The 25,975-nt window shown below is 52.0% G+C and carries 26 protein-coding genes and 1 tRNA gene; 19 read left to right on the forward strand and 8 right to left on the reverse strand.

Annotated features, from left to right (window positions below):
* Positions 1-84 precede the first annotated feature (84 nt).
* Together xanP and HMPREF3143_RS16130 are read left to right on the forward strand one after the other, a co-directional pair.
* A complete protein-coding gene (gene xanP, locus HMPREF3143_RS16125; RefSeq protein ID WP_008502668.1) occupies positions 85-1,476 on the forward strand; it encodes a xanthine/proton symporter XanP in 1,392 nt (463 codons plus the stop codon).
* A 119-nt stretch (positions 1,477-1,595) separates the two neighbouring features.
* Positions 1,596-3,290, forward strand: a complete 1,695-nt coding sequence (locus tag HMPREF3143_RS16130; protein WP_070533625.1) for an AsmA family protein — start codon at positions 1,596-1,598, stop codon at positions 3,288-3,290.
* 128 nt (positions 3,291-3,418) lie between these two features.
* Here HMPREF3143_RS16130 and yicI read toward each other — a convergent pair whose 3' ends face one another.
* Both yicI and HMPREF3143_RS16140 read right to left on the reverse strand, forming a co-directional pair.
* Entirely contained in the window at positions 3,419-5,737 is a 2,319-nt protein-coding gene (gene yicI / locus HMPREF3143_RS16135) for an alpha-xylosidase (protein ID WP_070533627.1), read from the reverse strand.
* 12 nt (positions 5,738-5,749) lie between these two features.
* A complete protein-coding gene (locus HMPREF3143_RS16140; RefSeq protein WP_059362242.1) occupies positions 5,750-7,141 on the reverse strand; it encodes a glycoside-pentoside-hexuronide family transporter in 1,392 nt (463 codons plus the stop codon).
* 290 nt (positions 7,142-7,431) lie between these two features.
* Between HMPREF3143_RS16140 and HMPREF3143_RS16145 the strand changes: the two genes are divergently transcribed.
* The 5 genes from HMPREF3143_RS16145 to HMPREF3143_RS25030 all read left to right on the forward strand — a co-directional run bounded on the left by HMPREF3143_RS16145 (position 7,432) and on the right by HMPREF3143_RS25030 (position 11,264).
* Positions 7,432-7,526: transfer RNA gene (locus tag HMPREF3143_RS16145), tRNA-Sec, on the forward strand.
* Between the two features lie 161 nt (positions 7,527-7,687).
* Positions 7,688-8,863 (forward strand): tyrosine-type recombinase/integrase, encoded by a 1,176-nt coding sequence (locus tag HMPREF3143_RS16150; protein ID WP_070533629.1) that lies wholly within the window; start codon positions 7,688-7,690, stop codon positions 8,861-8,863.
* Positions 8,864-8,867: 4 nt separating this feature from the next.
* A complete protein-coding gene (locus HMPREF3143_RS16155; RefSeq protein WP_052929747.1) occupies positions 8,868-9,776 on the forward strand; it encodes a GapS4a family protein in 909 nt (302 codons plus the stop codon).
* Between the two features lie 2 nt (positions 9,777-9,778).
* A complete protein-coding gene (locus tag HMPREF3143_RS16160) occupies positions 9,779-10,888 on the forward strand; it encodes a GapS4b family protein (RefSeq protein WP_070533631.1) in 1,110 nt (369 codons plus the stop codon).
* 232 nt (positions 10,889-11,120) lie between these two features.
* A complete protein-coding gene (locus HMPREF3143_RS25030; protein WP_084832189.1) occupies positions 11,121-11,264 on the forward strand; it encodes an acetyl xylan esterase in 144 nt (47 codons plus the stop codon).
* Positions 11,265-11,269: 5 nt separating this feature from the next.
* Here the strand turns inward: HMPREF3143_RS25030 and HMPREF3143_RS16165 are convergent, their stop codons facing one another.
* The 3 genes from HMPREF3143_RS16165 to HMPREF3143_RS16175 are packed head-to-tail and all read right to left on the reverse strand — an operon-like array spanning position 11,270 to position 12,826.
* Complete coding sequence (locus HMPREF3143_RS16165; protein ID WP_070533633.1) at positions 11,270-11,833, reverse strand: phage polarity suppression protein; 564 nt, start codon at positions 11,831-11,833, stop codon at positions 11,270-11,272.
* Between the two features lie 28 nt (positions 11,834-11,861).
* Positions 11,862-12,080: an ogr/Delta-like zinc finger family protein gene (locus HMPREF3143_RS16170; protein WP_070533635.1), complete on the reverse strand. Its 219-nt coding sequence runs from the start codon at positions 12,078-12,080 to the stop codon at positions 11,862-11,864.
* A 2-nt stretch (positions 12,081-12,082) separates the two neighbouring features.
* Positions 12,083-12,826, reverse strand: a complete 744-nt coding sequence (locus tag HMPREF3143_RS16175; protein WP_070533637.1) for a capsid protein — start codon at positions 12,824-12,826, stop codon at positions 12,083-12,085.
* Positions 12,827-13,362: 536 nt separating this feature from the next.
* On the opposite strand from HMPREF3143_RS16175, the gene HMPREF3143_RS16180 reads away from it, so the two are divergent.
* The 9 genes from HMPREF3143_RS16180 (at position 13,363) to HMPREF3143_RS16225 (ending at position 21,367) form a co-directional block, all read left to right on the forward strand.
* A complete protein-coding gene (locus HMPREF3143_RS16180; protein WP_070533639.1) occupies positions 13,363-13,629 on the forward strand; it encodes a helix-turn-helix transcriptional regulator in 267 nt (88 codons plus the stop codon).
* Complete coding sequence (locus tag HMPREF3143_RS16185) at positions 13,626-14,177, forward strand: host cell division inhibitor Icd-like protein (RefSeq protein ID WP_070533641.1); 552 nt, start codon at positions 13,626-13,628, stop codon at positions 14,175-14,177. Before HMPREF3143_RS16180 ends, HMPREF3143_RS16185 begins: the two co-directional genes overlap by 4 nt.
* Positions 14,174-14,401, forward strand: a complete 228-nt coding sequence (locus tag HMPREF3143_RS16190) for a hypothetical protein (RefSeq protein ID WP_023261439.1) — start codon at positions 14,174-14,176, stop codon at positions 14,399-14,401. Before HMPREF3143_RS16185 ends, HMPREF3143_RS16190 begins: the two co-directional genes overlap by 4 nt.
* A complete protein-coding gene (locus HMPREF3143_RS16195; protein WP_070533644.1) occupies positions 14,398-14,718 on the forward strand; it encodes a DUF5375 domain-containing protein in 321 nt (106 codons plus the stop codon). The genes HMPREF3143_RS16190 and HMPREF3143_RS16195 overlap by 4 nt, the downstream gene beginning before the upstream one ends.
* A 13-nt stretch (positions 14,719-14,731) precedes the next feature.
* Positions 14,732-17,065: a primase-helicase zinc-binding domain-containing protein gene (locus HMPREF3143_RS16200; protein WP_070533646.1), complete on the forward strand. Its 2,334-nt coding sequence runs from the start codon at positions 14,732-14,734 to the stop codon at positions 17,063-17,065.
* 379 nt (positions 17,066-17,444) lie between these two features.
* Complete coding sequence (locus tag HMPREF3143_RS16205) at positions 17,445-18,584, forward strand: PIN domain-containing protein (protein WP_070533648.1); 1,140 nt, start codon at positions 17,445-17,447, stop codon at positions 18,582-18,584.
* An 801-nt stretch (positions 18,585-19,385) separates the two neighbouring features.
* Positions 19,386-20,081 carry a hypothetical protein gene (locus HMPREF3143_RS16210; protein WP_070533650.1) on the forward strand — a complete coding sequence of 232 codons (696 nt, stop codon included), beginning with the start codon at positions 19,386-19,388 and terminating at the stop codon, positions 20,079-20,081.
* Between the two features lie 211 nt (positions 20,082-20,292).
* Positions 20,293-20,772: an Hcp family type VI secretion system effector gene (locus tag HMPREF3143_RS16220; RefSeq protein ID WP_023326420.1), complete on the forward strand. Its 480-nt coding sequence runs from the start codon at positions 20,293-20,295 to the stop codon at positions 20,770-20,772.
* Between the two features lie 10 nt (positions 20,773-20,782).
* Complete coding sequence (locus HMPREF3143_RS16225) at positions 20,783-21,367, forward strand: hypothetical protein (protein WP_252909179.1); 585 nt, start codon at positions 20,783-20,785, stop codon at positions 21,365-21,367.
* A gap of 32 nt (positions 21,368-21,399) precedes the next feature.
* On the opposite strand, the gene HMPREF3143_RS16230 is transcribed toward HMPREF3143_RS16225, so the two are convergent.
* The 3 genes from HMPREF3143_RS16230 to HMPREF3143_RS16240 all read right to left on the reverse strand — a co-directional run bounded on the left by HMPREF3143_RS16230 (position 21,400) and on the right by HMPREF3143_RS16240 (position 23,559).
* Positions 21,400-21,843: an acetyltransferase gene (locus HMPREF3143_RS16230; RefSeq protein WP_070533652.1), complete on the reverse strand. Its 444-nt coding sequence runs from the start codon at positions 21,841-21,843 to the stop codon at positions 21,400-21,402.
* Between the two features lie 66 nt (positions 21,844-21,909).
* Positions 21,910-22,956 carry a class I SAM-dependent methyltransferase gene (locus HMPREF3143_RS16235; protein ID WP_070533654.1) on the reverse strand — a complete coding sequence of 349 codons (1,047 nt, stop codon included), beginning with the start codon at positions 22,954-22,956 and terminating at the stop codon, positions 21,910-21,912.
* Positions 22,957-23,034: 78 nt separating this feature from the next.
* Positions 23,035-23,559 carry a lipocalin family protein gene (locus tag HMPREF3143_RS16240; RefSeq protein WP_070533656.1) on the reverse strand — a complete coding sequence of 175 codons (525 nt, stop codon included), beginning with the start codon at positions 23,557-23,559 and terminating at the stop codon, positions 23,035-23,037.
* A 117-nt stretch (positions 23,560-23,676) separates the two neighbouring features.
* Here HMPREF3143_RS16240 and HMPREF3143_RS16245 point away from each other — a divergent pair, with 117 nt between their 5' ends.
* The 3 genes from HMPREF3143_RS16245 (at position 23,677) to HMPREF3143_RS16255 (ending at position 25,974) form a co-directional block, all read left to right on the forward strand.
* Positions 23,677-24,402 (forward strand): MerR family transcriptional regulator, encoded by a 726-nt coding sequence (locus HMPREF3143_RS16245; protein WP_008500116.1) that lies wholly within the window; start codon positions 23,677-23,679, stop codon positions 24,400-24,402.
* A gap of 99 nt (positions 24,403-24,501) precedes the next feature.
* Complete coding sequence (uraH, locus tag HMPREF3143_RS16250; RefSeq protein ID WP_008500117.1) at positions 24,502-24,912, forward strand: hydroxyisourate hydrolase; 411 nt, start codon at positions 24,502-24,504, stop codon at positions 24,910-24,912.
* 102 nt (positions 24,913-25,014) lie between these two features.
* Positions 25,015-25,974, forward strand: coding sequence for a YbgA family protein (locus HMPREF3143_RS16255; RefSeq protein ID WP_070533658.1), 960 nt, complete (start codon positions 25,015-25,017; stop codon positions 25,972-25,974).
* Position 25,975: the final 1 nt, after the last annotated feature.

The raw sequence follows: 25,975 nt of genomic DNA on the forward strand, positions 1-25,975 counted from the left end.
TCTTGTCTTTTTTTGCTGGCAATCGTTTGCTTTTACCAGGTGGTCAGATAAAATGCCCGCTTTTCCACCGTGGGATTGCCGCCGATGTCCGTTAACACCATAGAGTCGCCTGATGCGCAACCGATTGCGCAGAAGCAAAATAGCGAACTGATTTACCGCCTTGAAGACCGCCCGCCGCTGCCGCAGACGCTTTTCGCCGCCTGCCAGCATCTTCTGGCGATGTTTGTTGCGGTGATCACCCCGGCGCTGCTGATCTGTCAGGCGCTCGGTTTACCGGCGCAGGACACGCAGCACATTATCAGCATGTCTCTCTTCGCCTCCGGCGTGGCATCGATTATCCAGATTAAAGCGTGGGGTCCGGTGGGATCGGGTCTACTGTCGATTCAGGGCACCAGCTTTAACTTTGTGGCACCGCTGATCATGGGCGGTACGGCCCTGAAAACCGGCGGTGCGGATGTTCCAACCATGATGGCGGCGCTGTTCGGCACGCTGATGCTGGCCAGCTGCACGGAGATGGTGATCTCCCGCGTTCTGCATCTGGCTCGCCGCGTTATCACCCCGCTGGTTTCCGGCGTCGTCGTGATGATTATCGGCCTGTCGCTGATTCAGGTGGGCCTCACCTCCATCGGCGGCGGCTATGCCGCGATGAGCGACCACACCTTCGGCGCGCCAAAAAACCTGCTGCTGGCGGGCGTGGTGCTGGCCATCATTATTCTGCTTAACCGCCAGCGTAACCCATACCTGCGCGTCGCCTCGCTGGTGATCGCCATGGCGGCAGGCTACCTGCTGGCGTGGGCGCTGGGCATGCTGCCGGAGAACACCGCGCCAGCCAACAGCGCGCTGATCACTGTCCCTACGCCGCTGTATTACGGTCTGGGCATTGACTGGGGCCTGCTCCTGCCGCTGATGCTGGTCTTTATGATCACCTCTCTGGAGACCATCGGCGACATCACCGCCACCTCCGACGTCTCCGAGCAGCCCGTTTCCGGCCCGCTGTACATGAAGCGCCTGAAAGGCGGCGTGCTGGCGAACGGTCTGAATTCGTTTGTCTCTGCGGTCTTCAATACCTTCCCGAACTCCTGCTTCGGTCAGAACAACGGCGTGATCCAGCTGACCGGCGTGGCCAGCCGCTATGTCGGCTTCGTGGTGGCGCTGATGCTGATCGTCCTCGGCCTGTTCCCGGCGGTGAGCGGCTTTGTGCAGCACATCCCTGAGCCGGTGCTGGGCGGTGCAACGCTGGTGATGTTCGGGACGATCGCGGCCTCCGGCGTGCGTATCGTCTCCCGCGAGCCGCTGAACCGCCGCGCAATCATGATTATTGCGCTGTCGCTGGCCGTCGGTCTGGGCGTTTCTCAGCAGCCGCTGATCCTGCAGTTTGCCCCGGACTGGGTGAAAAACCTGCTCTCTTCCGGCATTGCCGCGGGCGGTATCACCGCTATCGTGCTGAACCTCGTTTTCCCGCCTGAAAAGAACTGATCCCCTTCACGGCAGGCAGTCAATGTCTGCCGTGACATCTATTTACACCATTCCCGCCTTGAGGATTGCGCATAAATCGTGCATAACTCCCTTATGTGCGTTTTGCGGGATGGAAGACCATGAAATTTATTGGAAAGCTACTCGTCTATCTTCTGGTAGCCCTGCTCATTGTGATACTGGCGCTCTATATTCTGCTCCAGACCCGCTGGGGCGCGACTCAGGTCAGCAGCTGGGTAACGGTGAATACCGACTACGAGCTCAGTTTCGACAAGATGAATCACCGCTTTTCGTCACCATCCCACATCATTCTGGAAAACGTCACCTTCGGCCGGGACGGTAAACCCGCCACGCTGGTGGCCAAAAAAGTGGATATCGGCCTCAGCAGCCGCCAGATAACCGATCCGCTGCACGTGGACACCATCACCCTGTTCGACGGCACGTTGAATCTCTCCCCGCAGACCGCGCCGCTGCCCTTCCAGGCGGATCGCCTGCAGCTGAACAATATGGCCTTTACCAGCCCGAATACCGAATGGGATCTGAGCGCGCAGAAGGTGACGGGCGGCGTCAGCCCATGGCAGCCGGAAGCGGGCAACGTGCTGGGTAATCACGCGCAGATCCAGATGAGCGCAGGCTCGCTGACCCTCAACGGCGTACCGGCCACCAACGTGCTGATCGAGGGCCAGCTTAACGGCAAGGAAGTGGTGCTGAATACGATTGGCGCCGATATGGCCCGGGGCTCGCTCACCGGCTCGGCCCTGCGCAACGCCGACGGGAGCTGGATTATCGACACGATGCGCCTGAACGAGATCCGCCTGCAGAGCGATAAAACGCTGACGGCGTTCTTCGCACCGCTCGCCACTATCCCCTCTCTGCAGATTGGTCGTCTGGACGTGACCGACGCCCGGCTTCAGGGCCCGGACTGGGCGGTGACCGACCTCGATTTAAGCCTGCGCAACCTGACGCTGAGCAAAGGTGACTGGCAGAGCCAGGAAGGCCGCCTGTCGATGAACGCCAGCGAGTTTATCTACGGCTCGCTGCATCTTTTTGATCCGATCCTGAATGCGGAGTTTTCCCCGCAGGGCATGGCGCTGCGCCAGTTCACCTCCCGCTGGGAAGGCGGCATGGTGCGCACGTCCGGTAACTGGCTGCGCGACGGTAAAGCGCTGGTGCTGGACGATGTCGCCATTGCCGGGCTGGAGTATACCCTGCCGCAGAACTGGAAAACGCTGTGGATGGCGCCTCTGCCGGAATGGCTGAACAGCGTCACGCTGCAAAAATTTGGCCTGAGCCGCAACCTGGTGATCGACATCGATCCCGCCTTCCCGTGGCAGATCACCTCTCTGGACGGCTATGGCGCAAACCTGCAGCTGGTGAAAGATCGCCAGTGGGGCGTCTGGGGCGGCAGCGCAACCCTGAACGGCGCGGCGGCGACCTTTAACCGCGTGGACGTGCGCCGTCCGTCGCTGGCGCTGAATGCTAACGCCGCGACGGTGAACATTACCGACCTGAGCGCGTTTACCGAGAAAGGTATTCTGGAAGCCACGGCGACCGTTTCCCAGCTGCCGCAGCGGCAGACCGCGGTGAGCCTGAACGGGCGCGGCGTTCCGCTCAGCGTGCTGCAGCAGTGGGGCTGGCCTGCTTTGCCGATCACGGGCGACGGCAATATTCAGCTCACCGCCAGCGGCAGCGTGCAGGCCAGTGCGCCGCTGAAGCCAACGGTGAATGGGAAGCTGAGCGCGGTGAATATGGATAAGCAGCAGGTAGAGCAGACGATGACGGGCGGCGTGGTGTCGGCGATGGCGCCGGCACAGTAAAAAGCCGGTTGGCGGCTTCGCCTTACCCGGCCTACGAGGTTTTGGTTCCCTCTCCCTGTGGGTGAGGGCATCAGACCGCATAATTACCGTAGGCCCGGTAAGCGAAGCGCCACCGGGCATTTTCCACCTCAGAGCTGAACCACCACCTCATTCCCTTCGGCTTTCACCACCACGCCCCACTCGCTGCCCGCGTGCGAGCCGCCCTTCACGCCGCGCACTTTCTGCACGTTGCGCAAACACACCGACCAGTTTTGCGCGTCTCCCGCGCCGGTAAAGGTCACGATGTCGCCCCGACGTGACGCCTTCAGCGTAAACGCCACCGCGCCGTTCGCCGCAGGCACTTCGCTTACCGCCGTTGCGCCATCGTCCAGGTTAAACAGCTGAAAGGCTGTCCCCTCGTGCCACGCGTAGTTCGGCTTCTGGTTATTGTTGCCCAGCGCCAGCAGCGTGTTGTCGCGCACGTAGACCGGCAGGCTCATGAAATCGTGCTGCTGCTTATGCCAGCGGCTGCCCTGAATTTCGTCGTTGTGCCACAGGTGCGTCCAGCGCCCTTCCGGCAGATAAAACTGCACGTCACCCGCCTCGGAGAATACCGGTGCCACCATCATTGAATCCCCCAGCATGTACTGACGGTCAAGGTAATCGCAGGCCGGATCGTCCGGGAACTCCAGCATCATCGCCCGCAGCATCGGCGTGCCGAACTCGCGGGCCAGCGCCGCCTGACGGTACAAGTACGGCATCAGCTGACACTTCAGCTGGGTGAAGTGGCGCACCACGTCGCAGGACTCGTCATCGTACGCCCACGGCACGCGGTAGGATTTGCTGCCGTGCAGGCGGCTGTGGCTGGAAAACAGCCCGAACGCGCACCAGCGCTTGTAGACGTGCGCCGGGGCGGTGTTTTCGAACCCGCCGATATCGTGGCTCCAGAACCCGAAGCCGGACAGGCCAATCGACAGCCCACCGCGCAGGCTTTCGGCCATCGACTCATAGTTGGCGTAGCAGTCGCCGCCCCAGTGTACCGGGAACTGTTGCGCACCCACGGACGCCGAGCGGGCAAACAGCACCGCCTCTTCTTCACCCACCGTCTCTTTCAGCACGTTCCACACCAGCTCGTTGTAGATGTAGGCGTAATGGTTGTGCATCTTCTGCGGATCGGAACCGTCGAACCACTGGACGTCGGTCGGGATGCGCTCGCCGAAGTCGGTCTTGAAGCAGTCAACGCCGATATCCACCAGCCCTTTCAGCTTGTCGGCATACCACCGGCACGCATCCGGGTTGGTGAAGTCGTAAATCGCCAGCCCCGGCTGCCATTTGTCCCACTGCCACAGGGAGCCGTCCGGACGCTTGAGCAAATAGCCCCTCTCTTTCAGCTCCCGGAAGATCGGGGATTTCTGGCCGATATACGGGTTAATCCACACGCAGACCTTCAGCCCTTTCTCCTTCAGGCGGCGGATCATCCCTTCAGGGTCCGGGAAGGTCACCGGATCCCACTCGAAGTCGCACCACTGGAAGGCCTTCATCCAGAAGCAGTCAAAGTGGAACACGTGCAGCGGCAGGTCCCGTTCGGCCATGCCGTCGATAAAGCTGTTGACCGTCGCTTCGTCGTAGTTGGTGGTGAACGAGGTGGTGAGCCACAGGCCAAATGACCACGCAGGCGGCAGCGCCGGACGCCCGGTGAAGCGGGTATAGCGGTTCAGCACTTCTTTCGGCGTCGGGCCGTCGATCACGAAGTACTCAAGATATTCGCCTTCCACGCTGAACTGCACCTTAGAAACTTTCTCGGAGCCCACTTCAAACGAGACGTTCTCGGGGTGATTCACCAGCACGCCGTAGCCGCGGTTGGTCAGGTAGAACGGGATGTTTTTGTAGGACTGCTCGGTGCTGGTGCCGCCGTCGCGGTTCCAGGTTTCGACCGTCTGGCCGTTGCGCACCAGCGCGGTAAAGCGCTCGCCCAGACCGTAGACCGTTTCCCCCACGCCCAGATCCAGACGTTCGAACACGTAATTGCGGTCGGTATTGCTGTCCTGCACGTAGCCGTTATTTTTCAGCTGGCTGCCGGTAATGCGCTGGCCGTTGCGCAGGAAATCCAGCGCCCAGAACTCGCCTTTGGTGACGCGCACGCTGACGCTGCCGCTTTTCAGCTCGGCAAATTCGGCGTTGTTTTCAATCTCTACCTTCACGTCTTTCAGAACGTTCAGCGGATAGTGCGGGCCGTTGTTTAGCGCGCCCTGGAAGTGCTCGATGCGCACTCCCACAATCCCTTCCTGTGGAGCAAACAGGCGCACCGTGAACATCAACGTGTCGAGCTGCCAGGTGCGCTCACGCACGTCACGCGGCGCCACATACACCACCAGGTCATTGCCCTGCTGCTCCACGTCGAATACCTGCACCGGATACGTCACGTTCAGGCCCGGTTGAATAAGCCAGTTTCCATCACTGATTTTCATACTTTCGTCCTCTTAGTTCTGTAATTCTTTGCTGACCGGCAGGTTTTCAAACTCCTGCTGGTTGCGGCGTGCGCCCTGCGCCAGCTCGCCCAGGATTTTGGTCAGGAAGGGGGTTTTCAGCGTGTAGTAGCGTTTGGCGATGATGGCGCTCAGCACGTAGCAGACCGCCGGGGCCAGGGTAAACAGGCCGATAATGATGCTGATGGTCGCGCTGTTCTGGGTTTTGGCCGCCGCGTCGTAGCCGCCGCCTGCCAGCATCCAGCCGATCATCGCCCCCCCCAGCGCCAGACCCAGCTTCAGCACGAACAGCGTGCCTGCAAAGCTGATGCCGGTCAGGCGCTTGCCGTTGGTCCATTCACCGTAGTCGACGGTATCGGACATCATTACCCACTGGATCGGCGTCACCAGCTGGTGCAGCACGCCAATGACGAAGATAAAGGCGAACATCACCACGGTGGCGTGCATCGGCACGAAGAACATCGCCACGCTGACAACCGCCAGCGCGGCGTTAGTCCACCAAAAGATGCTGACCTTGCACTTCCAGTCGGTGAGCGGTTTTGCCAGCGCGGAGCCAATCAAGTTGCCGACGCAGTAGGTGGTCAGGAACGCGACGAACACTTCCGGCGAGCCCATGATCCAGGTGCAGTAGTACATCATCGCGCCGCCGCGCACGCAGACGGCGAGGATGTTGAGGATGGTCAGCACGCCGACGATGCGCCACTGGTCGTTGTGCCAGATGTCGCGCAGGTCTTCCCGCATGGAGGTGGTGCTCGGCGGCACCTGGATGCGCTCTTTGGTGGTGAAGAAGCAGAACGCCAGCATCAGGAACGCGACCACCGACAGCACGGCAATCCCGCCCTGGAAGCCGAACGCCTTATCGTCGCCGCCAATCAGCTTCACCAGCGGCATCATCAGCACCGTAGAGAGCATGCCGCCCGCCGTCGCCAGCACAAAGCGCCAGGACTGAAGGGAGATACGCTGCGTCGGGTCACTGGTGATCACACCGCCCAGCGCGCAGTAAGGAATGTTGACCACGGTATAGAGCAGGGTCAGCAGGGTGTAAGTCACGGCGGCGTAAACCATTTTGCCGTTAAGGCTGAGGTCCGGCGTGGTGTAGGCCAGCACGCAGACGATACCGAACGGGATCGCGCCGAACACAATCCACGGGCGGAACTTGCCCCAGCGGCTGCGGGTGCGGTCGGCAATCAGCCCCATGCACGGGTCGGAGATCGCATCCAGCGCGCGGGCCAGCAGGAACATGGTGCCGACAAACCCGGCGGGAATGCCGAAAATGTCGGTGTAGAAAAACATCATGTACAACATGACGTTATCAAAAATGATGTGGCTGGCGGCGTCTCCCATGCCGTAGCCAATCTTCTCTTTTACTGACAGTACTTCGCTCATCTTTTTTTATCCTTCACGCTGTAGGGGACGCTGAGACCGGTTGCATTGGTTTTAAACCATTGTTTCAGATGGGGGTATTGCGTTTTCTGGTTAGCAGATTACGTTTCTTGTTTTTTGTGATCGCGGTAAATACTGGAGAGCACGAAAGGCTAACCTGAGGATTTTCTTAAGAATTAACTGAAACAGGGGGGTACAGGTCAAAAGAGAGGTGAAAAAAGTGGTGTGGGGTATGTGGTAAATGCCTGAAAGTAGCTATAATGCGCCCCGCCTCCATGTAGCAATGCAGGCGCGGAAGATCGTCATCTCCGGTGAGGTGGCTGGACTTCAAATCCAGTTGGGGACGCCAGCGTTCCCGGGCAGGTTCGACTCCTGTGATCTTCCGCCAAAACTCCTCCGCCGCCATCCGGGAACGTCTAAAAATCCTTTATTTTCAACATACATAGTAAATCACTTATCCGTAACCGTCCGACAAGTTCTCCCTGAATCCATGAAAAATATGTATAGTGATGTGTATAGATTTTTTATACACATTTTTGACTTATACACATGGCACTAACAGACATACAAATTAAACGAGCAAAGCCCCAAGACAAACCCTATACATTGAACGATGGACAAGGTCTGTCATTACTTATCAATCCAGACGGGTCAAAGGGCTGGCGCTTCCGCTTTCGTTTTGCCGGTAAAGCACGGCTAATGTCATTTGGCAGCTACGACCTTGTGAGCCTCGCAGAAGCACGTGAGAAACGCGATACCGCTCGTAAGCAGGTAGCAAACGGCATAGACCCAGTGGAAGAACGTAAAGCCCAAAAACTGGCACTGCAACTCTCAACAGAGAACTCATTCGAAACCATATGTCGAGAATGGCACACTAACAAAGCTGACCGCTGGACAGTGGCCTATCGCGAAGAAATCATTAAGACATTTGAGCAAGATGTGTTCCCGTTCATTGGTAAACGCCCTATCAGTGAAATCAAACCGTTAGAACTGCTTGAAGTATTGCGACGAATAGAGAAGCGTGGGGCACTTGAGAAAACACGTAAGGTGCGTCAGAGGTGCGGTGAGGTTTATCGCTACGCAATCATAACTGGCCGCGCTGAATACAATCCTGCTCCTGATTTGGCTATTGCTTTAGCCGTTCCGAAGCAAAAGCATCATCCATTTTTATCCGCTGAAGAGTTACCTCATTTTATTCGGGATCTTGAAGCGTATACCGGCAGCATCATCACTAAGAATGCGACAAAAATCGTCATGCTGACCGGTGTACGAACCCAAGAGATGCGCTTTGCTACATGGGATGAGGTTGACCTTGAGAAAGGTATATGGGAAATCCCCGCTGAACGTATGAAAATGCGTAGGCCTCACATTGTACCTTTATCTACCCAGGTAGTTGACCTATTTAAGCAGCTCAGACCTATTACCGACCATTACCCTTACATCTTCATTGGCAGGAACAACCGCAGCAAACCGATCTCGAAAGAAAGCGTCTCGCAAGTTATTGAGTTACTTGGTTACAAAGGACGTGCTACAGGTCACGGTTTTAGGCATACAATGTCGACAATTCTACACGAGCAAGGGTTTGATAGTGCTTGGATTGAGATGCAGTTGGCACACGTGGATAAAAATAGCATTCGAGGCACTTATAATCATGCTCTATATCTTGAGAAGCGTAGAGAAATGATACAATGGTATTCTGATTATCTCACGAAATTGAAAGGATGAAATCATGGGTGAGTTCTCAAAATTAGTTGGTGACGTTGGTGAAAATATCGTCACGAATTTTTTAGATTTATTTGGGTGGGAAAATCACGTAACAAATAAATATGTTAAATGCCATACCCAAAAGCATCAAAAAGAAACACATGGGATTGATGCGCTTTTCGCCTATCATTCCCCCTTAGAAAGTAAAACTATTGAAAATGTCATAGTATCATCAAAATACTCCTCAAATCCTTATTCTAGCGTACCATCTACGTTTAAGGCGCACTTTGAAGACATTGCACTAGCGATAGAATGCTACAACAAATCAACTCTTAAAAAAGAGATTAATGAGCGTCTCAGTACTAATGGATCATGTCGTAAAGTTGAGACAGGTGTTTTGTTTTATATTAATAACGATGAAACCCCTGAAAAGCAAAGCATCATTAATCAAATAAAAAACACACAAAGCAATAGTGAGTTAAAATACAGAACAATTCATGTCATTGATAATAAAAGAGCCGCATTTTTATTTGACAGCATAACCTTCATTAGAAAAAAATATGGGAAAGATAAGGTTAACTTCTTCTACCCACCAACATCTCTAAATTTAATGATGATACAGAAAAAATACTTTGGGAAAATCTTTCCAGTCGAATACATATCATCGCCAATAATCCCTTTCCTTATTGAGCAAGAAAATAACGAACAACCCATTATATGCATGGTTTGCTCTGAACCTTATTCAAGCGATTTATTAGATGGGTTAATAAGCTGTACAAGAGATTTAGTTGCTGATATTTCCCAGAATCTAATGTTTGTTTTTGAGCATTATAATAAACTTAATAGCAAAGAATCTTTAGATGCTATCAAGCTAGCAACTGATAAAAATATAAATATAGAAATTGAATCTTACAATAGCGATTTCAGGGGGTAAAAATGGACCACATTATATTACCAAGCGGAGATAACTTAAAAACTCTTCTCTCCCAGAGTAAAATCACAAAGGCTGATGTTAAATCTATATTACGACAGAGAGGGGTGTTTTGTTCAAGCGATGAGAAGAGTAACACTGTCCCTTTGCTTATGAAATCATTAATTTCACCACTAGAGTTTAATGAGCTGGTAGAAAAAATAAAAACTAAAGAGCATAGTTCTAAAATAAGCATGCGAACTTTAGAATGGGATTCTAAAGATACACTAATTGATGCAATTGGTGGGGATGTAGATCTAACAGGTTTAATAGAGGACCCATTTAGCAATTATGAAATATCTTTTATTTCTGATTTTTATGCTAAAGAAGATAAAGAAAATCTTGTTGCCCTAGACTTTGAAGTTAAACGTACCGATTTAATGAGTGGATGGAATGAAACGGAGCAATTCTTCTCAGGTAGAATTGAACTTGAGAAAAAAAATGGACAATCTGATAAAGTTGAAGTAAATATATCTATCAACCATACTTCTAATGAAACAAAACTTGTTGCTGATAAAATCCTTAGAAGGTTAAACTCTCATTTTAAAGAAAACAATCACATTAAACAAAACGCTGAAATCTTAAAAATACAATTTAACCACTTCAACAATGAAGGGCGCATAGCTTTTCTTAAAGATATATCTGAAAGTCATCGTAAGAATGAGTTCTATTTCAATAAAATTATTGATGTTGATTTCCATCCAGATGAAAATGCCACTTTCCCTCAGGGCATGGAGTGGTTAGAAAAAAACATAGAAGAACTTAAGCTCAAAGGGACTCTTGGTGATTCAATTTTCTTTAGAAACAAAAGCATTCACCCGAGCCTAAAAATAGCAAAACTAGTCGCAAACTACACTATGCAGGATATAGATTATGATGCTGAATGTAAAATATCATATGAATTCCCTGAATATGCTTCTAAAAAAAATGAAGCAGCAGAGTTAGTAATTGATTTCAAATCTTTCAATGGTAAAGGTGCATCTAATACTAAAATCAATAATATAAAATCAGAAATCATGAAAACACTTGAAAGCGTAAAAATTATCGCTTACGAGCGCCATCGTAATAAAGACTAGTAACATATAATAATGCCGCCGAAAGGCGGTGTTATTGTACATTTCCTATAAGCATACCCTTCATACCTTAATCTCCCGTACTCTCGTTCTTAGCAAATCGTGCAAGACAACAGCAAAGCAGTAATTTTCAATCAAAGCCATCACAACGAACTCAAGGGCTAAACAAATAAAGCACCGCGCCGGCGCGCAATGCTCTCCCCGCCCCGCCTGCCCGCTTAAGGGGGCGCTTTTAATGCAGATGCATGAATGGCCTCATAGCGCGCCAGTGCTGGCGCTGGCGGGGGATTCAGTGTCGGTAAAACGCATGCAAAACCATGCACCTTATGCATGCATGGCTTTTTTAAGTAAAAATGGCGGGATTTTCGGGAATTTTTAAACGGACTACTGCGCGGCCAGTTCTGCACGGCGGCGGGTGTAATTCAGGTTCTGTGCAGGTGTGAATTTTTCACGACTATCATCGCGCGAAGCCGCGTCAGGCCTGAATCCGATGGCTGTTAAAATGTCATTATCCTGCACCGAATAATTAATTTTTTCACCGGCGGCCAGCCAGACCTGCAACGCCTCACGCAGACAGTCGACCGAGTGCTGCATGGCGCAGCGCTGAACGGCGGAATGTTGCCCGGAATAATTCATCAGCTCCGGGGCAAGGGCGGCGGCCAGCTCCGCGCCGTGCGCCTGCATAAAATCATTCAGACGGTTACGTATGCTGATGCGCTGCACCTCCTCATGCGAGCGGATATAACGCCCGGCAGCCTGGTTAATTTCCCACTTTTTCACGTCGATAATCTCGCGCAGCGTTTGCAGGCTACGGCCGCTGTGGCCGCTACCGGCAAGCTGTTCGCGGTATGCCTGTTCGGCCTGTGTCAGTTCTTCCCTGCGTTGCAGCCAGGCGGATTTATTTGTCTGACAGGCCTCAAAGGCTTTATGTAGCGTCAGTGTGGTCACGTAAGTTTCTCCTGATGACTGGTCGTGCTTACGCACCGGCACGGTTAACGGTGGTTGCCGATTCGGATGCAGGAATGACCGGCTCTGTCGGCGGCGAACAGATAATCCCGTCAACGGATTCAAGCGTGCGGAAAGTTGCCGAGCACTCGATATTCACGCACTGGTGATAGCGCTGTTTAACGTTCTCTGACAGATAACGACTGGTGCGGGCGTGTGCACTGGTTTTGCAAAACGGACAGTGAAACATACTTATGCCTCCGCCTTAGTGCCGTCATTTTCAGACAGCTTTCTGGCGAGCTTCATTCTCTTCGCCGGGCTGCGTAACAGCTCCATATCCACACCGGTAATCTGCGGCTGGTGCATGCCCGTCACGGCGAGTACCGGCTCCTGCTTCATATCGAAGTGATACAGACTGCCCTGACGGTTGAGGGCATCGCGCAGCTCGCCGATGGCCACGGACTGCGGTGCACTGTCACCCTTCATTTCGAGCGCGCGAATGCGCAACAGGAAAGCACGTATGAGCGCGACGGGGAGCGTGTTGACCACCTGAGCCCATTCCGCACCGGCATAAGCGGTAAAGGCATCGTCATGCGCTGACAGGTATTTACTGGCGGTGGAGCAGGCATTCAGCATGGCGCGTGTCCGGTCGGTCTCCAGCTCCGCAATCAGGCCGGTGAACTCGTCGGCCAGCTCGCGACTGGCGATACGCTTGCTGTGCTCAGCTTTCATTTCAGGGGTGAGATTGCCGCGCAGAGTTCGGAAGCGACTGCGCCAGTCCTGCTCCGCCTCTGCACTCTCACTTAGGGCGGTCTGCCGCTCCTGCTTACAGCGTTCAATGGACGTATCAATCTCTTTCAGTTCCTTCATGCTGGCCGCATGTGTGTTTCTGGCCGCAGTGAATGCGCTCAGCTTGTCTGTGATGAGCTGGCTGCTCTCTGCGGACTGTTGGGCGGCTACATTCTGCAGGGGGGTAATGACTGTTTCGGGTTTCATGTTCAGGCTCTCCGTGTGTTCAACCTGAAATGATTCTGCCCTTCATCACACAACATCTCGATTGATTGCAGTTGTGGCAGTTCTGGCACAAACAGCACTCAAAACCCGGCTTGCCAGAGAAAGGTCTCAGCAAAACCTTGCTCATCGTTTATTTTTTTACTTATAACTATTCACCACTGTTCACCTTAAATAAAATATAAGAAATACAGTAAGATAAAGGGTGAACAGTTGACGGCATGACTGTTCACCGTCTGTTCACCACTGTTCACCCTCCTGTTTTGCTCTGTCTATACCACTTAGACTTTATTTCGATTAAAAATGAAAAACGTATAACTAAAAGCAATAGAAATTGCTGCATTGTAATGCAGTGATTTGCATATGTTTGCCAGCGTTTTCCTTTGTTTGCCATAGCGAAAAGTCAATGCTTGTTTCCCCAAAAATCTCACATGACCTGAGGAAAAATATAGACATAATAAGGAGCTACCCGAAGCCGGACGGACATGACCGGCACTGTATGGACTTTGTGAGGTAGCCCGATGCACACCGCTTTTTCTTCCCCGTCTTCTGCCCCTGCCGCGCCGCTGAAGCCGGTCTCTGATACCGTTCACGAGCGCTTTATCCGTCTGCCCGAAGTGATGCATCTGTGCGGCCTGTCCCGCTCGACCATTTACGACCTTATCAGCCGGGAGGCATTCCCAAAACAAATCTCCCTCGGCGGTAAAAACGTGGCGTGGGCACAGTCTGAAATCACTGCATGGATGGCGGATCGCATTGCCGAACGTAACCGGGGCTATGACGCATGATGATGACCGTTCAGCAAACAGCCCCTTTTTCTGGCTTGCTTCTTTTCGCCGTTTCCAGGTATAGTTTTCCCGCTGTCGCAAAATCGGCAGCCGGGATTTGCAGCCCGTGTAACTCAATGGCGACACCAGACGCGCCATGCGTCTTTTTTTTCGTCGTAGCTCAGACACACCCATTTTTCGGGCTGTGGTGTTTACACCGTGGCTCCTGTCAGATAATGGTGGTTCGGGCGGGGCAGCCTTCGGGCTGGCCGGTATCCATTGAGGCCGGTACTGCAAACCCTGTCCGGGCCACCACCCATGAGATTTGCAGCTCCGGTGGTGGCGATAACCGCTACTCAATGGAGGTTGCCCTTATGGCTACGACCCTCACCCCGTCACACCCGCAATTCGTCTTTGTGTTTGCCGCCGTTCGTCGTGCAGACCGTAAACCCCGCATTTGTATGCTTCGCACCGTTGCCGGTGATGAACACGCCGCACGCCTTTCCCTCGTTCGCGATTACGTCCTCTCGTTTGCTGGCCGTCTGCCGGTTGCGGAGGTGCGCGCATGAGACACACCACCATTACCGCCCGTGACCTCGAATGCCTTGAGCACATGCGCAACGTCGGCCAGCTCGTCAATGAGCTGATGCAGGTACAGGACTGCGCCACCGTTCGTCGTGACCCTGCGCAGCAGTTACAGCTCACCTCCGTGATTTACCTCATGACCGCCCAGCTCGACGGCGTGGTAGAGCGCTGCAATCAGCGCTGGCTGACCGGGGAGGGCAACGTATGAAAAAGCCATTACCGCCCGTATTACGCGCCGCGCTGTATCGTCGCGCCGTGGCCTGTGCATGGCTGACGGTATGCGAACGCCAGCGCCGCTACCCAAACCTCACCCTCGACGCGCTGGAAAGTGCGATTGCCGACGAGCTGGAGGGCTTCTATCTGCGCCAGCACGGCGAGGAAAAAGGCCGTCAGATTGCCTGTGCACTGCTGGAAGATTTAATGGAAGACGGACCACTCAAGGCCGCGCCCTCACTGTCCTTTCTCGGGCTCGCAGTGATGGATGAACTCTGCGCCCGTCACATTCAATCGCCTGTTGTGCACTGAGGGAGAAAAAAAGATGAAAATGAACGTAACGGAAACCGTAAAACAGGCGTGCGGCCACTGGCCGCGCATTCTCCCGGCGCTGGGTGTGAAGGTCATTAAAAACCGCCATCAGGCCTGTCCGGTGTGCGGCGGCTCTGACCGTTTCCGCTTTGACGATAAAGAGGGGCGCGGGACATGGTTCTGCAACCAGTGCGGTGCGGGTGATGGTCTTAAGCTGGTCGAGAAAGTGTTTGGCGTGACCGCATCAGAGGCTGCCGGGAAGGTGAATGCCGTCACCGGCAACCTGCCGCAGGTTGCCCCGGAGGTGATTGTGGCCGCAGAGGCCGAAACCGAAGCAGACCGCCAAGAGGCGGCCGCGCTGGCCGTCAGACTGATGGAGAAAACCCGCACGGCCAGCGGCAACGCCTATCTGAACCGCAAGGGTTTTCCCGGACATGAATGTCTCATGCTGACGGCCACACACAAAACCGGCGGCGTGACGTTCCGCGCCGGTGATGTGGTTGTCCCGCTGTATGACGATACCGGCACACTGGTTAACCTTCAGCTTATTAATTCTGACGGTCTCAAACGCACCCTGAAAGGCGGGGCGGTAAAAGGAGCGTGCCATACCATCGAAGGGAAAAAACATGCCGGAAAACGCCTGTGGATTGCGGAGGGCTATGCGACCTCGCTCACCGTGCATCACCTGACCGGTGAAACCGTCATGGTGGCGCTGTCGTCCGTGAACCTCCTTTCTCTGGCGAGCCTTGCCCGTCAGAAATCCCCGGCCTGTCAGATTGTCCTCGCCGCCGACCGTGACCTTAACGGTGACGGCCAGAACAAAGCCGCTGCGGCCGCAGGAGCCTGTGAGGGCATTGTTGCACTACCGCCGGTGTTTGGTGACTGGAATGATGCGTTTATGCAGAACGGCGGGGAGGCCACGCGGAAAGCCATTTATGACGCCATCCGGCCACCGGCGCAAAGTCCGTTTGATACCATGAGCGAGGCGGAATTTACCGCCATGAGCGCCAGCGACAAGGCTCTGCGGGTGCATGAGCATTACGGCGAAGCGCTGGCGGTGGATGCGAACGGCCAGCTCCTGTCCCGTTATGAAGCAGGAATATGGAAAGTCGTTCAGCCGTCCAGTTTCGAACGCGACGTAGCCGGGCTTTTCCAGCGCCTGCGTGCCCCGTTCTCGTCGGGGAGAATCACCTCAGTGGTGGAGACGCTGAAGCTGATTATTCCTCAGCAGGCCGCACCGGCACGCCGTCTGATTGGCTTTCGCAACGGGGTACTCGATACCCAAAGCGGCCTGTTCAGTCCACATCATAAATCGCACTGGCTGCGCACGCTGTGCGACGTGGATTTTACCCCGCCTGTTGAGGGTGAAACGCTGGAGACCCACGCGCCGAACTTCTGGCGCTGGCTCGACCGGGCGGCCGGCAAAAATCCACAAAAACGCGACGTGATTCTTGCTGCGCTGTTTATGGTGCTGGCGAACCGCTACGACTGGCAACTCTTTCTCGAAGTCACCGGTCCCGGCGGGAGCGGGAAAAGTATTCTGGCCGAAATCGCGACCCTGCTCGCCGGGGAGGATAACGCCACGTCGGCCGACATCGACACACTGGAAGACCCGCGCAAGCGTGCCTCCCTGATTGGCTTCTCGCTGATACGTCTGCCTGACCAGGAAAAATGGAGCGGTGACGGTGCAGGACTCAAGGCCATCACCGGCGGCGATGCGGTCTCGGTTGACCCGAAATACCAGAACCCGTACTCAACACATATTCCGGCGGTGATTCTGGCTGTGAACAATAATCCGATGCGCTTCACCGACCGCAGCGGAGGCGTCTCCCGTCGACGGGTAATTATTCATTTCCCGGAGCAGATTGCCCCGGAAGAACGCGACCCGCAGCTCAGGGATAAAATTGCGCGCGAGCTGGCCGTCATCGTGCGCCAGCTTATGCAGAAATTCAGCGATCCAATGACCGCCCGCGCACTGCTCCAGTCGCAGCAGAACTCCGACGAGGCGCTCAGTATCAAGCGCGATGCTGACCCGACGTTTGATTTTTGCGGCTATCTGGAAATGTTGCCGCAGACCAACGGGATGTTTATGGGGAATGCCAGCATCGTCCCGCGTAATTACCGTAAATATCTCTATCACGCGTATCTGGCCTATATGGAGGCTAACGGATACAGGAACGTGCTCAGCCTGAAAATGTTCGGGCTGGGGCTGCCCATGATGCTGAAAGAGTACGGCCTGAATTATGAAAAGCGGCACACAAAGCAGGGGATACAGACCAACCTGTCGCTGAAAGAAGAAAGCTACGGGGACTGGCTGCCGAAATGCGATGAACCCGCAGCGACATAACCCACTCCAGACCGGCTACAGTCGGTCTTTTTCTTTCAGGCAATTGCCATAAGGTGAACACTCCACTGTTCACCCTTCACCGTATCTTCACCCTGTATCCATATGAAATTAAAGATAAAAAACAAGAGGTGAACAGTGTGAACAGTAAAACCTAAAAAAACTTTTTTATCTTCATCCTTCATCGATTGCTGAATCACTTAGAGTGTTCCGATTGTGATTAACAACACTTCGCAATTTGCTGTGATCACCTTTCCAATGGACATGTTCATAAGTGGCCAGTAGCTGTGTTCATTAGAGATGACATTGTAAAAATAGACTTTAATCTTCTACTTTGATTGTATTATATTTATCGACAACCGATTTTTTATGGGCAATTCTTATGTACAATATAGTTTTAGACACAAATATTCTTCATCAAGAAGGTTTACACTCCAATGACATGAGTATTTTGAAAAATCTTGTTGATGCTAAATTAGTTTGTGTCCATATACCATCTATCATCGCTCAAGAATTTATTACAAAAAGAATCACTTCTGTAAAGGAAGAGAATATAAAAATAATAAAAGCCCTTGAAGCAATAGAGAAAGAAGGCCGCAGAATCAATACAGTATTGTACGATGAGCGTCAGAATTTTATAGATCAAATTGGGATGGTTAATGAAAGCATAGAAGAAAGAGCCAAAATTTCTTTTGAAACATGGGTTAAAGACTTTAAAGTTAATATAATTCACCCTAAACAAGAAAGCTTTTCACAAGTGTTTAATGATTATTTTTCTGGAGAGGGGGTGTTTAGGCAAGTCAAGGCTAGGGATGATATTCCAGATGCTTTTATCAACATTTGTATAGAGTCCTTAATCGAATCTGTAGGTCGTTTAATCGTTATAATTAAAGATGAGAGATTAAAAAAACACTTAGATAAAAATACAGAAATCAAAACATTAACAGGTTTAAGAGAGTTCTTTAATGAAAATGGTTTAGAGAAAACATTAGCAAACGATAGAATTACTAAGTTTATTCTTTCAGAAGAATTTAGCCATAATTTAGTTGCGTTTTTAGATGCTGAACCTCACTACTTTGACTATTTTAATGAAGAAAGCGATTCTGTTCACGGCGATACTCTAATTGGAGTCAGGGCTTATAACATTAATATTGAAATCGAATCATACGATTCGATTGAAAATCTACAATTATCGGATGTACGAGAAATATCCCCGAATAAATTTTCTGCTATCTGTTCATTTACAGTAGATTCAAGCATAGGATATGTTACTGATTACGGGAGTTATTTGGATGTCACCAAAATGCCAGACCGAAATCCAGATTGTTGGAGTGTTAATGGTGATGGATGGTGTGATATTATAGAAGCAGCACGACTTAAATTTTTTGGCGATTTAACAATTGAATTTTCCAAAGAGTATGATCAGATTGATAAAAATAATATCTTTAATGAATTATTTGAAAAAGGTATTATTATGAGCATGAATATTTTTAATTCACAAATTGAAGAAATGATACAGTAATATTAAATTACATCTCATGTAAGATAAATTAGGGAATGCCAGTCAATTAATTTATCGTAAATCATTAATTTGTATTATTAATTTGAGTAGGGTTGAAGTATAGACCCTTCTCTCCGCCACCCCCTTGTGGTGATGGGGTTCTGACAATCTCAAGACGAGCAAGAGTTGAACGCTCTCCATCATTCAACTCATCACAACATAACACACTGATATTAATAAACAATATAAGTCACTTTACCTTATAGCCAGTAAAATTCCATAAATTGCCTTCTCATGCCAGTTCATGGAATTTATGACATTAATTTTGATGCTGATTTTTTGCATAAAAATCAGACACACCGTCAAATGTGTATAGCATAATGTATATCAAGGCATACAATTAAAATAAAAATACAACACATTCAATTGGTTATGGTGATTTCAGCACTCCTGTGATCTTCCGCCAAAAATGCCATTCGCTTCAAAAAAACAAATTCATGAGTAAATAGATTCTCTCATTACAGTCGCCCCGGGTGAGAATGATCGCTGATTCGTTTTAATATTTAGTTTCATCCTCTTTTTATTGCAAAATTCCGGCATCACTGGACATACAGATAATGAAGTCATCCACAAACAGGTGATACCCGCATACCCGTGAACATACAAAATACAAATTGATAATCAGCTATTATTCATAATCCCTATTTTATACTGATGTAAACCCTATCCTTTCCTAACAAAAATACTATTGAGACATTCATCACAGCAAAACGCTAATATTAATAGAATATTGTGCTTTCATCTCCTAACAAAGGGTGCAATATGTATTATAGCGACTCATTAATAACATCAATAGATGCACATAAAATATTGGCTTTAAAGTTAGAACATGCCTTAACTGGCGTAAAAGATGAAGTATTAAAGCAAGCACAACTGTTAGATGATGGGGCAACACGATTAAGCTATCAACTTTCGTGCTTTACTGAAAACTACCAGGATGTATGTTTACGATTACGCAAAGAAGACTCAAGATTTTTGACAGGTATCGTCCAGTTAATAAAACACAGAGAAGTTATCTTTAAGATGCTTTATATTTATATTAAAAGCCTATTAAGCAACAAGAGTGAAAAAAGAATACATAACATACAACGAAATCTTATGTATTTAGGCATATCAATTTCATCATCGATGCTCTCCAGCCAGGCTTTTATATATTCGGCAACTATTGCAATTTGTAGTAGTGTTCATACCAACATTTGGATGAAAGAAAAGATCACATCGTTTTCTACTTATGCTGTCCTTGGTTTAAAAGTTTATGGCATCGTTGAGCAGGCATCCAGAAGCGCCAACCATCTAAAAAACTATAATGCTTATTACTATAATCTCCTTTATCAGGAAGAGCTTGAAATGATGTTTTTCTTGATTGAGCCCATAATAATGAGGTCCCCCATACTTAACCAAGCCTATGCTTCAGACAGCGACATTTCATACGCGATTTCAAGGATGATAAAGGGATGATTAAAGCTATTAAAGACTGGCTAAAAGGCCAACTCATATTTTTCCTGAGAGGCGCAACTCCCCTTTTATTCGTCATAATATTTGCACTATTTGCCGTAACCTGGCTACCCGAAAAAATCGCAATGAATGCAACATGGTCAGTTGTAGTTATTGTAGGCCTCTATATCCTTTTACGTAAAAAAAGATAATTACTATTTAACAGGAGTAAATTATGTCAATTCCCGCACATCTGTGGTTGTTTGATGAAAATGGCTCGCCCATAGTTGGTCCATCCTTACTGCCAGCGAGATTAGGATCGTTTGAAATCCGTTCAGTTATCCATCAGGTATGGATCCCTGAGAGCTCGCATACTGGTCGTTTGACAGGCACGAGAGTTCATTCCCCCTTAAATTTGCATAAGGAATTTGATGCTGCAACGCCTGTTTTATATCGTGCTATGTGTGAAGGAAGAACATTAAAAAAAGCAGAATTGAAAATGTATCGAATTATTGACCAGGGCGTTGAGAGTGAGTATTTCAATATGATAATGGAGAACGTGAAGATCACCTCTATATCACCCCTGCTGCATCCCACCGGCTTGACGAGCACGCATCTCGAAGATATTCAACTCCGGTACGAGAAGATTACATGGAAGCATTGCGATGGGAACATTCTCTACACTGACGAATGGAATAACCGAGCTACGTATTAGGGTATCTAAAATGAAAGTACTGTTAATTTTGGCTGCACTTCTATTCCTGGTTCAAAATAAATCAGCAGCCCAAATGTCCGGCTTCGCAGCCAGGTATTATCAGGATGATGGAACAACGTCGGAAGAACCCACAGAAGTGCCCCTCTATCCCACTATTACCCTCGGTAAGAAAACCGTGCAAATGGAGGCTACTCATCTGGCAGACATCTCCAGCACACCAGTCAACAAAGACAGTTCCGCTCGTTGGTTCTGCCTTCATGACGACGATGACACGAATTACTGGTTCATCTCGGATAACGAAATGGGTGCAGGATTGTTAACGGCACTAGCCATAGCCAGGGATGGGATTTATAAAGAGTGTGCAAAAACAACGGAACCTGTCAAAGTCTCAGTCGCTAATGTTCCGTTTTTGAATGCTACTCACGGGAATTTAGTTGCATTGCTCGGCAAGAAAGAGATCGCCAAAAAGAAAGCGATGCTTTTTTATCAGGAGACGCCAGTACAGAATGGATTCATCCAGAGTAATACGGTCTCTTATTACTTCGATGGCGAAAAAGTGCGTGGCGTAATCATCGGGCAAATTACCAGTAACTAGCTTGCAGACTCCCTCTCCAGAGGGAGAGGGTGTTAAACCTGCCCACCCAACCGCATATGCAGCAACGGAAACGGATTCCCCTGCCCGTCCAGTTCCGAGCGGCCGACCTGCTCAAACCCCATATGGCGATAAAACGCGACGCCCTGCGGGTTCTGCTCATTCACATCCACTTCGTTCGCGCCGAACGCTGCGATGGCGTGTTGCAGCAGCAATTTCCCGACGCCCTTCCCGCGGCTCGCGTCGTCAACAAACAACATTTCAATGCGGTTTTCATCCACGCCTAAAAAGCCGTGAATAACGCCTGCGTCATCGCGAGCAATCACGACCTTGAGATTTGGCAGATAGGCATTGAGCAATAGCGGGCGCAGCGCCGCAATATCGCTTTCCTGTAAAAAGTGATGGGTGGCGCGGACGGAGGATTCCCAGATCGCGACCAGACGCTCGAAGTGTGTGGGGAGTGCGGTTTCAATTTTCATGGGGGAGATCATGATTGGAAAATCCTACTAATGCAAATCACGCTATGCGGCCTGCTCCCCCTCACCCTAACCCTCTCCCACAGGGAGAGGGAACTGACCGTGCGGTTTTTCATCCCCTACCCTAATCTCCATCACCGCATACACCCCGTCCTTCGGCACCACCACGGTGACGTTTTCCACCGGCACGCCCGCCGCGAGGTGGATGTCCTGCAGCTGCTGTAACGACCTCGGGTGAATATCCTCCCAGCCGATGCCCCGCAGCACAAAGTCAATCTGCGGGCTGCTGGTGAGCATGTTCGACACAATCACCGCGCCGCCGGGCTTGACCAGCCGCAGCGCGCGCTGGAGAAAAATCACCGCGTCGGTATCATTGAAGTATTCGAAAATCCCCAGCGCGTCGACCAGTTCGGCCTGATGCTCGCCCAGCTCCAGCAGCAGGTCCTCGTTACGCACCAGCGTATGGAGCAGGTTGCGCCTGAGCAGCGTCAGCTGTTCGCCCACCACAATGCCTTCCTGCGCCGCCATGGTTTCCGCCCAGCTCAGCGCAACCGGGTCTTTGTCCACCAGGATGAGATACACCTGCTGACCGTCGAGCTTTGCTACGCGCAACGCCTCCAGCACCGGAATGGCGGCACCGCTCGCCAGGCTGACCCAGTTGTTCTCGCTTTCATTATGAATGTACTTATCCACCAGCGCGGCCAGCACCCGGGCGCGGGAGCGCACGCCAATCGCATCGTTAGCGTGGATAAACCACTGGCGGCTGTCGCTGTCCATTTTTGTGCCGTCGGGCAGGCGGTCCTCCAGCGGGTTTTGCACCACAAACAGCGCCAGCGCGGAGGGGACCAGCCGGGTGCGCCACGCGGTGAGCGCCGGACGGTTGCGGAAGGCCTGTTCGGAATAGCGGTTCTGCGGAACAAGCACGGCCTGCCCCCCTTCGTCGTATTCTACCCTCGGCGGCCGGAGCGCTGGCTCGGCTTTCAGGGCGCGGTCAAGGGAGGCGATCTCCCGGGCAGCATCGTCTTTCATCGGCCACTGGTCGCTGACGTCGGGAAATGACGCGCTGAAAATCGTCATATTTTCCGGCGCATCGCCGCGAAAAGGCTGCCAGTTCATGTCGTCTTCTCCCCGTTAGGCTTTTAACGGAAGTCTATCCAGGCGAGCCAGTAATGCCCCAGGAAGAAAGCACGATTTTTATTGCTTCACCCACACCAGTTGGTCAACCCGGAAGCCCAGACTGCGCGCGGTATTCAGGTAATCCTGCTTCACTGCATCCGGGATGGTCGGCGTGCGCGACAGGATCCACAGGTAATCGCGGTTCGGGCCGCTGACCAGCGCGTACTGATACTTGTCATCCAGTCTGATCACGTTATAGCCGCCGTAGAACGGGCCGAAGAAGGAGACCTTCAGCGCGGCCGTGGTCGGTTCGCCGGTAAAGTACGCTTTCCCCTCGCTCTCGTTCCACTTGTTCTTCATCGGATCGTAGCCCCGGTTAAGCACGCTGATACCGCCGTCGCTGCGCTTGCCGTAGGTCGCCGTCACCTGCTCCAGCCCGCGTTCAAAGCGGTTTTCCAGACGGGCGACTTCGTACCATTTGCCGAGATAGCGGCTGGCGTCAAAGTGGGTAATAGGCTGCACGCCTTTCGGCGGCGTGGGGGATTTACAGGCGACCAGCGTCAAAGCAATCGCAACACCGGTCACAACAGGCCATAGCTTCATGAGAATTCCTTTCATTTGCACGGTTGGATGTTAAGTGTAGTGCACCGTTTCGGCGCTTCATCCCGTTCGGGAAAATTCGTAGTATATTGAGAGTATTCCTCCACTCTGGACACGGACATGGCTTACTCCATCGGCGAATTCGCCAGACTCAGCGGCATCACCGCCACCACCCTGCGGGCGTGGCAGCGTCGCTACGGTTTACTCAAGCCACAGCGCACGGAAGGCGGCCACCGCCAGTACAGCGATGAGGACGTCCAGCAGGCGCTCAAAATCCTCGACTGGGTAAAAAAAGGCGTCCCGATCGGCCAGGTCAAACCGCTGCTGGAACGCCCGACGCCGGGCCGAACCAACAACTGGCAAACCCTGCAGCAGAACATGCTGCAACGCCTGCAGGACGGCAAAGTCGAGTCCCTGCGCCAGATGATTTACGACGCCGGGCGCGAATACCCAAGGCCGGAGCTGGTCGCGAACGTGCTGCGCCCGCTGCGCCGCCAGGTCTCGGCTAACGTGGCCGCCGCCATGACCCTGCGCGCGATCCTCGACGGCATCATCATCGCCTATACCTCGTTTTGCCTCGAAGGCGATAAAAAAGCGCCGGGCGATAACATTCTGCTTAGCGGCTGGCACCTGAACGACCCGTGCGAGATCTGGCTCGAAGCCCTAACGCGCACCGGGCAGGGCCACCGCATCGACATTCTGCCAGTTCCCCCAGACGCCCTGGCTCCGGACATTTTCCCGGAGCGAAAATGGCTGCTGGTCACCAGCGGTAAACTCACCGCCGGGCGGAAAAAGCAGGTGGAGCAGTGGCAGCAGCAGGTATCGCTTGAAGTGATTATCCTCTGATCATTTTCTCCTGCGGGAATCTTCACGAAAAGTTGAATATTTTCCCGCGCCGCAAATGCTAACGTTTTCCTGTGACGAATAACTCCACAGGAAAACACCATGAAAAAAACTGCCCCTCTGCTGATCCTGGCCTCAATGGCCTTTGCCCCCGCCGCCTTTAGCGCCCCTGCCGGTACGCTGAGCGTCCACATTCTCGACCAGCAAACCGGGATGCCGCCATCAGACGTGAGCGTTACGCTGGAGAAGCAGCAGCAGGACAAATGGACCCCGATTGCCAGCGGTAAAACCGACCATGACGGACGCATCAAATCGCTCTATCCGCAGGATCAGGACATGCAGCCTGGCGTGTATAAAGTGACCTTCAAAACCGCTGAGTACTTCCACGGCAAAAAGCTGGACTCCTTCTTCCCGGAGATCCCGGTGCTGTTTACCGTGACGCGCACCAACGAGAAGCTGCACATCCCGCTTCTGCTGAGCCAGTACGGTTACTCGACCTATAAGGGCAGCTAAGACGCATTGATTTTAAAGGAATTAAAAAAATAGTTCCGCGAATACTTGGACAAATTAGTCATGTTGTGTAAGTTTTAATTATATGAACGGGAGGACCACACCATGACAACGAAACCTGTGCTCGGTATTAGCGGATGTTTGACCGGATCCGCCGTTCGCTTTGACGGCGGACACAAGCGTATGATCTTCGTCATGGATGAGCTGGCCCAGTGGGTGAACTTCAGGCCCGTCTGTCCGGAAATGGCCATCGGCCTGCCGACGCCTCGCCCTGCGCTGCGTTTGATTATGACCACCAGCGGTGAAACGCAGATGCGCTTCAGCCACGCGCCTCACGAAGACGTTACGCAGAAAATGGCGGACTTTACGGCAGATTTTTTGCCGAAAATCGGCGATCTCGCCGGGTTTATCGTCTGTGCTAAATCTCCAAGCTGCGGCATGGAGCGCGTGCGCCTGTATGATGAAAACGGCAACCGGGGCCGCAAGGAGGGGGTCGGGCTGTTCACCGCCGCCCTCCTTGAAACCTGGCCGTGGCTGCCCGTTGAAGAGGACGGACGCCTGCACGATCCGGTGCTGCGTGAAAACTTTGTCGAACGTGTTTTTGCCCTGCACGAACTGAACGCGCTGCGTAAAAATGGCCTCACGCGCCGCGCGCTGCTGGACTTCCACAGCCGCTATAAGCTCCAGCTGCTGGCGCACCATCAGGCGGGTTACCGTGAAATCGGCCCGTTCGTTGCCTCGCTGCACGAGTGGGAAGACCTGGACGCTTTTTTCGTGGCGTACCGGGAAAAGCTGATGACCATCCTGAAAAAACCCGCTTCGCGTAAGAATCACACCAACGTGCTGATGCATATCCAGGGGTATTTTCGTAACCAGCTGAACACCCGCCAGCGCGGCGAGCTGCGCGACGTGATCCTGCATTATCGCAACGGACAGTTGCCTATCCTCGCCCCGATCACGCTGCTGAAGCACTACCTGGCCGAATACCCCGACCGGTATCTGATGACGCAAAACTACTTTGATCCCTATCCTGATGATTTGGGTCTGCGTCTGGCAGTCAAGTGAT

This window comes from Enterobacter sp. HMSC16D10 (genome assembly GCF_001807145.1).
GTDB classification, from domain to species: Bacteria; Pseudomonadota; Gammaproteobacteria; order Enterobacterales; family Enterobacteriaceae; genus Enterobacter; species Enterobacter roggenkampii.

Excerpts from the sequence above, each read along its gene's own strand:
- xanP (WP_008502668.1), top strand. The coding sequence starts at position 85 with ATGTCCGTTAACACCATAGAGTCGCCTGATGCGCAACCGATTGCGCAG.
- HMPREF3143_RS16130 (WP_070533625.1), top strand. The coding sequence starts at position 1,596 with ATGAAATTTATTGGAAAGCTACTCGTCTATCTTCTGGTAGCCCTGCTC.
- yicI (WP_070533627.1), bottom strand. The coding sequence starts at position 5,737 with ATGAAAATCAGTGATGGAAACTGGCTTATTCAACCGGGCCTGAACGTG.
- HMPREF3143_RS16140 (WP_059362242.1), bottom strand. The coding sequence starts at position 7,141 with ATGAGCGAAGTACTGTCAGTAAAAGAGAAGATTGGCTACGGCATGGGA.
- HMPREF3143_RS16150 (WP_070533629.1), top strand. The coding sequence starts at position 7,688 with ATGGCACTAACAGACATACAAATTAAACGAGCAAAGCCCCAAGACAAA.
- HMPREF3143_RS16155 (WP_052929747.1), top strand. The coding sequence starts at position 8,868 with ATGGGTGAGTTCTCAAAATTAGTTGGTGACGTTGGTGAAAATATCGTC.
- HMPREF3143_RS16160 (WP_070533631.1), top strand. The coding sequence starts at position 9,779 with ATGGACCACATTATATTACCAAGCGGAGATAACTTAAAAACTCTTCTC.
- HMPREF3143_RS25030 (WP_084832189.1), top strand. The coding sequence starts at position 11,121 with ATGCAGATGCATGAATGGCCTCATAGCGCGCCAGTGCTGGCGCTGGCG.
- HMPREF3143_RS16170 (WP_070533635.1), bottom strand. The coding sequence starts at position 12,080 with ATGTTTCACTGTCCGTTTTGCAAAACCAGTGCACACGCCCGCACCAGT.
- HMPREF3143_RS16175 (WP_070533637.1), bottom strand. The coding sequence starts at position 12,826 with ATGAAACCCGAAACAGTCATTACCCCCCTGCAGAATGTAGCCGCCCAA.
- HMPREF3143_RS16180 (WP_070533639.1), top strand. The coding sequence starts at position 13,363 with ATGCACACCGCTTTTTCTTCCCCGTCTTCTGCCCCTGCCGCGCCGCTG.
- HMPREF3143_RS16185 (WP_070533641.1), top strand. The coding sequence starts at position 13,626 with ATGATGATGACCGTTCAGCAAACAGCCCCTTTTTCTGGCTTGCTTCTT.
- HMPREF3143_RS16190 (WP_023261439.1), top strand. The coding sequence starts at position 14,174 with ATGAGACACACCACCATTACCGCCCGTGACCTCGAATGCCTTGAGCAC.
- HMPREF3143_RS16195 (WP_070533644.1), top strand. The coding sequence starts at position 14,398 with ATGAAAAAGCCATTACCGCCCGTATTACGCGCCGCGCTGTATCGTCGC.
- HMPREF3143_RS16200 (WP_070533646.1), top strand. The coding sequence starts at position 14,732 with ATGAAAATGAACGTAACGGAAACCGTAAAACAGGCGTGCGGCCACTGG.
- HMPREF3143_RS16205 (WP_070533648.1), top strand. The coding sequence starts at position 17,445 with ATGTACAATATAGTTTTAGACACAAATATTCTTCATCAAGAAGGTTTA.
- HMPREF3143_RS16210 (WP_070533650.1), top strand. The coding sequence starts at position 19,386 with ATGTATTATAGCGACTCATTAATAACATCAATAGATGCACATAAAATA.
- HMPREF3143_RS16220 (WP_023326420.1), top strand. The coding sequence starts at position 20,293 with ATGTCAATTCCCGCACATCTGTGGTTGTTTGATGAAAATGGCTCGCCC.
- HMPREF3143_RS16225 (WP_252909179.1), top strand. The coding sequence starts at position 20,783 with ATGAAAGTACTGTTAATTTTGGCTGCACTTCTATTCCTGGTTCAAAAT.
- HMPREF3143_RS16230 (WP_070533652.1), bottom strand. The coding sequence starts at position 21,843 with ATGAAAATTGAAACCGCACTCCCCACACACTTCGAGCGTCTGGTCGCG.
- HMPREF3143_RS16235 (WP_070533654.1), bottom strand. The coding sequence starts at position 22,956 with ATGAACTGGCAGCCTTTTCGCGGCGATGCGCCGGAAAATATGACGATT.
- HMPREF3143_RS16240 (WP_070533656.1), bottom strand. The coding sequence starts at position 23,559 with ATGAAGCTATGGCCTGTTGTGACCGGTGTTGCGATTGCTTTGACGCTG.
- HMPREF3143_RS16245 (WP_008500116.1), top strand. The coding sequence starts at position 23,677 with ATGGCTTACTCCATCGGCGAATTCGCCAGACTCAGCGGCATCACCGCC.
- uraH (WP_008500117.1), top strand. The coding sequence starts at position 24,502 with ATGAAAAAAACTGCCCCTCTGCTGATCCTGGCCTCAATGGCCTTTGCC.
- HMPREF3143_RS16255 (WP_070533658.1), top strand. The coding sequence starts at position 25,015 with ATGACAACGAAACCTGTGCTCGGTATTAGCGGATGTTTGACCGGATCC.